Genomic DNA, 6835 nt, shown 5'->3' on the forward strand with positions numbered 1-6835 from the left:
TCCTTCTCTTACTTCCATTGTAAGATCTCTTCATTCTGCATACGGTCATATTCCTGCGCAGCCCATTGGGCGCTCTTGCCATTTACGATCTCCCTGCACAGATCTCTGATATTAACCCAGGTATTGAATCCCAGAGTGAAATCCTGTACCGGAATCTGGCCTCCTGAGGTGGCAAGCTGTATAAAATCCTTTTTCTCTTCCCCTATGTAACTATAATCTATATTTTTGTCTTCCACCGCACAGAGTGTCCCAAGTTCTTTCGCTACTTTTTGCAAATGAGCCGGATCTGCGACATATTCCAGCGCTTCGCGGGCATACTCCAGATTCTCTGACTTCGGATTGATAGCAACTCTTCGATCCGGCGTCACAATCGTCACTGCCCCGTCTTCCAGAACCGGCACTCCTGTCATTACAATATCAAAATCCGCTTTTTCAGTCTTTGCGCCTAAATACCCGCATACACAGGCGCCTTTTCCTTCAGTAAAATCCTGTACGGAATCATCGGGGACTTTTTCTTGCGCTTCTTCTATATCAAAGATCCCTTCGTCCCGCATCCTTTCCACCAGTTCAAAGCCTTTTTTCATATAAGCGCTGACCGGAGTCGTCCCGTCCGCCAGTTTCGCGATCTGTTCTTCTTTATCTTCGGATGCATACAGCTCTGCAAAGCCAGCGGCCATCGCCGGAACTGTCATCGCATAGCCTTTATTCCCCAGGTAAGGTGTATAGCCCTGTTCTTTCAGCGTCCGGCACACGGAAAAGAACTCTTCTAGATTGGAAGGCGCTTCCAAACCACAACTATCCAGTATATCCTTATTCCAGTAAAATCCGTATCCCGTATAGATCAGCGGAATACCAAACACTTTCCCGTCATAACTGCATCCTCTGAGCGCATCTTCCGAAAGATTTTCGACTCCTTTTAAGTCGCTTAGATCCAGATATCTTCCTTCCTCTGTGAACCGGAATACATCCTCAGCAAAAATACTATACCAGTCGATCTCCTTCCCTTTATCCAGCCTTTCCAACAGATAATTACGGTATGCCTCATCCCCGCCTGTTTTCGTATAATACTCGGCAGTCGTCTCCAGAATCTTAATCTGTGTTCCGTCCTCTACCTGGATCTGCTCATTCCATACTTTGCTGTTCAAGATCTCAGTGCCAAAAAATGTAAGAGTCACTGCTTTTACATCCTCATACTCTTTGACTTCTCCTTCTTTTGTTTCGCAGCCGCCTGCTAAAGCTGAAATTGTAAACAACAGAACCAATAAAAGCCACCCTGAATTTATTTTCGCTTTTTTCCCCATTTTTTCTTATCCTTTTCCGTAATTTTACTATTATTTTATCAGACTGGCCTCCCTTAAACAATAATTTTCTAAAAACTTTTTTATTTTTACAATTATTGTTTAAATCTTCTTAAAATTCACAAAAACTTTCTTCAATATACGCTTCAAAGTATAAAAACTAAAACCCTTGTATTCTTATCTTTCCTCGCCCACGCCCTTCAATCCTCATGAATGAAATCAATACGGACAAAATAATCACCGCCAGCATGACCGCCAATACCTTCACTGCCATCACGAGAGTCAGATTGTATTCTAGCATAACCGGCTCGTTCGAAGTCCTGTATATTTCCACCTCTCCATTTACATTCCTGCTGGTTTCATATGGCTGATCGCTCTGGACAGAACTTACCGATTTTTCCAACGCCTTCCCTGTTGCAACTGTGATCGGGCCTGCAGCCGCTCCTGCTAATATAAATGCGCATATTGATACCAGAGTGCATTCCAGGACAATCTGTGCCAATATGGACCTCTTCTTTATGCCAATCAATGATAGAATGTGTATTTCTTTCTTCCTGCCTTGTATCCACATGCTTAAAATGAAAGAAAGAATTACAAGCGCGCCCACGGCCATGATAATCATTAATGCAGTTGACAGTTTGACCATCAATAGCAATGGCTTGGCAATCGCTTTATAATCTTTATCATAATACTCAAAATTATAATATTCCCAGTCTATCTTATCATCAATTCCGCGTATTTCATCTTCCACTTCTTTTAACATACCCGGATCATCTACATACAAGGTTACATAAGTAACAACCGGGTCTTCCAGCGGCACGATGGGGTCTTCATTATAGTACTCATTCCATTCCCCGGTCCACCAATTCGTAAATTCTTCCTCATCTGTAAAAATAAGATTTGATACGATATCAGATTCCGTTGTATACTTGCTAACCTGTTCTTCAAAATTCATTTGGAAAATACCCACAATTTCCAGTTCCAGCGTATTCCCGTATCGTTCTCCGGTAATATAATTAAAGGAGGAAATCGTCAGCTTATCTCCAATCTTTAACTTATTGCGGTCCGCAAGTTCTTCGGATATCACCGCCTTCTTTCGGTCAGAGGATTTTATGTTCCTTCCTTCACTTATCTCAAGAGCTCCGTTTAAAAAGAACGGCTGCCACCGGGCCTCCTGCACAGGATAAAAGCCGCAAGCATATATCTGTGATGCCTCCAATCCCTTTATGGTTTCTTTTTCCTCGTCTGTAAGGGTATCTGGATCCTTTGCCTTCAGTTCTTCTAATAAATCCCGTGAGCCTCCCGGGTGAACATCCAGCCCCGTATAGAAAGCAAAAATGTTAGACTCTTCAAAGTAGCCAGATACTCCCTTGATTTTTAATATTTTTTGAAGTTTTGACTGGGTAAGGATTGGTATCTTTAATGTACGTTCAATCTCTCCATCAGCATTTTTATGAAAATCAAACGTTTCCTCCGCATCTGCGACATCCAGTCTCAACGAGATTCCTGTCTGAACAGATTTTTTCACATTTTCTGCCGCATTCAATGCACTGGAATGAATAGATATTCCTATGAGCATAAATATTGCCATTACAAAAACAATCGTAAAAAGTATAAGACTTCTCGCCTTTTTTCTTGTTATGTATAGGAACGCCCGTTTAAAAATAGTCATACGCTACCCCCTCTCATAAAACTCCATACTGCAAATATCGTTTTATTTTAATAGTAACGTTTTATTTAGCATTTGTAAATCAATTTAATTTATATAGCAAAAAGTCCGTAAACACAAGTTTTACGGACTTCTTCAGAACTCCCCGAGTTGGGCTCGAACCAACGACCCTTCGGTTAACAGCCGAATGCTCTACCACTGAGCTATCGAGGACTATGCTATCTTTAATTGAAGAAAAACACCGGCCTCCATACATGCTAGTATGGCCTCCTGGTGCCCTATATATACCTTCAAAACCGCATACGGGAAATACTTCCATCCAACGCCCCAGATTGGGCCTCCTCGCCTTCCGGCCTCTCTGGTCATGCCCTCGACCGATTAGTAATAGTCAGCTCCATGCATTGCTGCACTTCCACCTCTATCCTATCCACCTCGTCGTCTTCAAGGGGTCTTACTGGCTTGTCGCCAGGGATATCTCATCTCGAGGGGGGCTTCACGCTTAGATGCCTTCAGCGTTTATCCCGTCCCGGCTTGGCTACTCTGCCATGCGCCTGGAGGCGCAACAGATCCACCAGCGGCCAGTCCATCCCGGTCCTCTCGTACTAAGGACAGCTCCTCTCAAATATCCTGCGCCCGCGCCGGATAGGGACCGAACTGTCTCACGACGTTCTGAACCCAGCTCGCGTACCGCTTTAATGGGCGAACAGCCCAACCCTTGGGACCTACTTCAGCCCCAGGATGCGATGAGCCGACATCGAGGTGCCAAACCACTCCGTCGATGTGAACTCTTGGGAGTGATAAGCCTGTTATCCCCAGGGTAGCTTTTATCCGTTGAGCGATGGCAATCCCACTTTATACCACCGGATCACTAAGTCCTACTTTCGTACCTGCTCCACCCGTCGGTGTCGCAGTCAAGCCCTCTTCTGCCTTTGCGCTCTGCGAATGGTTTCCGACCATTCTGAGAGGACCTTTGAGCGCCTCCGATACCCTTTCGGAGGCGACCGCCCCAGTCAAACTCCCCGCCTGACATTGTCCCCCAGCCGGTTCACGGCTGCTGGTTAGAAACCCAGCACTGCAAGGGTGGTATCCCAACAGCGGCTCCGCGACGACTGGCGTCATCGCTTCCTAGCCTCCCACCTATCCTGTACATGCAATACCGGATCCCAGTATCAAGCTGGAGTAAAGCTCCATGGGGTCTTTCCGTCCTGGCGCGGGTAACCAGCATCTTCACTGGTACTTCAATTTCACCGGGTGCATTGTCGAGACAGTGCCCAAATCATTACGCCTTTCGTGCGGGTCGGAACTTACCCGACAAGGAATTTCGCTACCTTAGGACCGTTATAGTTACGGCCGCCGTTTACTGGGGCTTAAGTTCAAGGCTTCGGATCGCTCCTAACCTCTCCCCTTAACCTTCCAGCACCGGGCAGGCGTCAGCCCATATACCTCGCCTTGCGGCTTCGCATAGACCTGTGTTTTTGCTAAACAGTTGCTTGGGCCAATTCTCTGCGGCCATATCTCTATGGCACTCCTTCTCCCGAAGTTACGGAGTCATTTTGCCGAGTTCCTTGACAATGCTTCTCCCGTCGGCCTTAGGATTCTCTCCTCATCTACCTGTGTCGGTTTGCGGTACGGGCGCGATATGAGCGATAGCGGCTTTTCTTGACGCATGGCTCGCATACTTCCCTACTCGTAGTTCGGTTCGCGTCGCGGCTTCGGGTTGCGCTGCACGGATTTGCCTATGCAGCCCCTACCCCGCTTGCGCCGGTCTTTCCATTCCCGGCTTATGCTTTCCACGCGTGTCCCCACAGTTCTGTCATATCGCGGTACAGGAATCTCAACCTGTTGTCCATCGGCTACGGCTCCCGCCCTCGCCTTAGGCCCCGACTTACCCAGAGCAGATCAGCTTTACTCTGGAAACCTTGGATATTCGGCCGGAAGGATTCCCACCTTCCTCTCGCTACTCATTCCGGCATTCTCTCTTCGATGCGGTCCACGGCTCCTTCCGGTGCCGCTTCCTCCCGCATCCAATGCTCCTCTACCGATGTACCTCGTACATCCCTGGGCTTCGGCAGTGTGTTTCAGCCCCGGACATTTTCGGCGCGGGACCTCTCGACTAGTGAGCTATTACGCACTCTTTGAATGCATGGCTGCTTCTGAGCCAACATCCTAGTTGTCTTCGAAATCCCACATCCTTTTCCACTTAACACACATTTTGGGGCCTTAGCCGCAGGTCTGGGCTCTTTCCCTTTCGACTGCCCAACTTATCTCGTGCAGTCTGACTCCCATACATCATCTACGCGGCATTCGGAGTTTGATATTCTTCGGTAAGCTTTGACGCCCCCTAGGAAATTCAGTGCTCTACCTCCGCAAGACTCGTATGAGGCTAGCCCTAAAGCTATTTCGAGGAGAACCAGCTATCTCCGGGTTCGATTGGAATTTCTCCCCTATCCACACCTCATCCCCACCCTTTTCAACGGATGTGGGTTCGGTCCTCCATTGCCTTTTACGGCAACTTCAACCTGGACATGGATAGATCACCCGGTTTCGGGTCTACTCCGGCTGACTCGCTCGCCCTATTCAGACTCGGTTTCCCTTCGGCTCCGGGCCTAAGGCCCTTAACCTTGCCAGCCGGCGTAACTCGCCGGACCGTTCTACAAAAAGTACGCGGTTGGGCACGTAAGGCCCTTCCACAGCTTGTAAACATATGGTTTCAGGTTCTCTTTCACTCCCCTCCCGGGGTTCTTTTCACCGTTCCTTCACAGTACTATGCGCTATCGGTCACTAAGGAGTATTTAGCCTTGCGGGGTGGTCCCCGCGTCTTCCCACAAGGTTTCTCGTGTCTCGTGGTACTCTGGATCCCGCCTTGCCGCTCCCGGTTTCGCTTACGGGGCTTTCACCCTCTCTGGCCGGCTTTCCCAAAGCCGTTCTGCTACCTCTCGCGGATCAATTATGCGGTCCGAACCCCGGGGCGCACGCGCCCCGGTTTGGGCTCTTCCGTGTTCGCTCGCCGCTACTTACGGAATCACTTGTTGTTTTCTCTTCCTCCGGCTACTTAGATGTTTCAGTTCGCCGGGTTCCCCTCCCTGCGTTATGGATTGGCGCAGGGATGCATGAGGGCTTCTCATGCGGGTTTCCCCATTCAGACACCTCCGGATCAAAGGGTATTTGCCCCTCCCCGAAGCTTTTCGCAGCTTATCGCGTCTTTCGTCGGCTCTTAGTGCCAAGGCATCCACCATATGCTCTTTCTAGCATGACCAAGCGGACAGCGGCGCACGGGCGGCGCCTTGCGTCCTACGTCGGCATAGCGTTGCCGGCGTTGGCCAGTCGGCATTTTTTCTATTCGTTGCCTCGAATCTGGTTTGTTATGAATAATCGCTTCCGCGATTACCTCGGATGTCTTGATCTAGATATTCTTCTTGATCATTCTTGTATTTCCATGTATGCGGTTTTCAAGGTACATATGCGATGCGCGGCGCGCATCGAGTGGAGAATACGAGATTCGAACTCGTGACCTCCTGCTTGCAAGGCAGGCGCTCTCCCAACTGAGCTAATCCCCCGTCTGGTGCCTGTTCCCATATGCTTCTGCATAAGAAAGGTTCCGTGCGCCTAGGCTCGATAGGACCTCGCCAAGGCTTGGGAACTGTCTTCTCGCCAGGATCGGAAATACCTCTCCAGGCGTTCAGTACATGGGCTTAAGTGGACTCGAACCACCGACCTCACGCTTATCAGGCGTGCGCTCTAACCGGCTGAGCTATAAGCCCGTCTATGTCAAAAAGGCTTCCGCCTTCTTTTTCCTTTTGATTCTGGCAGCCACCTGCTCTCCCGTACCGTCTCCAGTAAAGTACCATCGGCCGCCCGGGCCTTAACC

The 6835-nt window shown here is 49.0% G+C and carries 2 protein-coding genes, 3 tRNA genes and 2 rRNA genes (1 of these 7 cut by a window edge); all 7 read right to left on the minus strand.

Going from position 1 to position 6835, the window contains the following annotated elements; all coding sequences use genetic code 11:
* Positions 1 to 8: 8 nt before the first annotated feature.
* Positions 9 to 1301 (minus strand): ABC transporter substrate-binding protein, encoded by a 1293-nt coding sequence (locus tag K0036_RS15100; RefSeq protein WP_173694080.1) that lies wholly within the window; start codon positions 1299 to 1301, stop codon positions 9 to 11.
* Between the two features lie 157 nt (positions 1302 to 1458).
* Positions 1459 to 2826: an ABC transporter permease gene (locus tag K0036_RS15105; RefSeq protein WP_220430104.1), complete on the minus strand. Its 1368-nt coding sequence runs from the start codon at positions 2824 to 2826 to the stop codon at positions 1459 to 1461.
* Positions 2827 to 3108: 282 nt separating this feature from the next.
* Positions 3109 to 3180 (minus strand) — tRNA-Asn (locus tag K0036_RS15110).
* 145 nt (positions 3181 to 3325) lie between these two features.
* Positions 3326 to 6223 (minus strand): 23S ribosomal RNA (locus K0036_RS15115).
* Positions 6224 to 6451: 228 nt separating this feature from the next.
* Positions 6452 to 6524 (minus strand) — tRNA-Ala (locus K0036_RS15120).
* Between the two features lie 130 nt (positions 6525 to 6654).
* Positions 6655 to 6728, minus strand: a tRNA-Ile gene (locus K0036_RS15125).
* A gap of 40 nt (positions 6729 to 6768) precedes the next feature.
* Positions 6769 to 6835 (minus strand): 5S ribosomal RNA (gene rrf / locus K0036_RS15130); it runs 51 nt beyond the window's last position.

Origin of the sequence: [Clostridium] scindens (assembly GCF_019597925.1) — a bacterium.
Taxonomy (GTDB): Bacteria; Bacillota; Clostridia; order Lachnospirales; family Lachnospiraceae; genus Clostridium_AP.

Excerpts from the sequence above, each read along its gene's own strand:
- K0036_RS15100 (WP_173694080.1), bottom strand. The coding sequence starts at position 1,301 with ATGGGGAAAAAAGCGAAAATAAATTCAGGGTGGCTTTTATTGGTTCTG.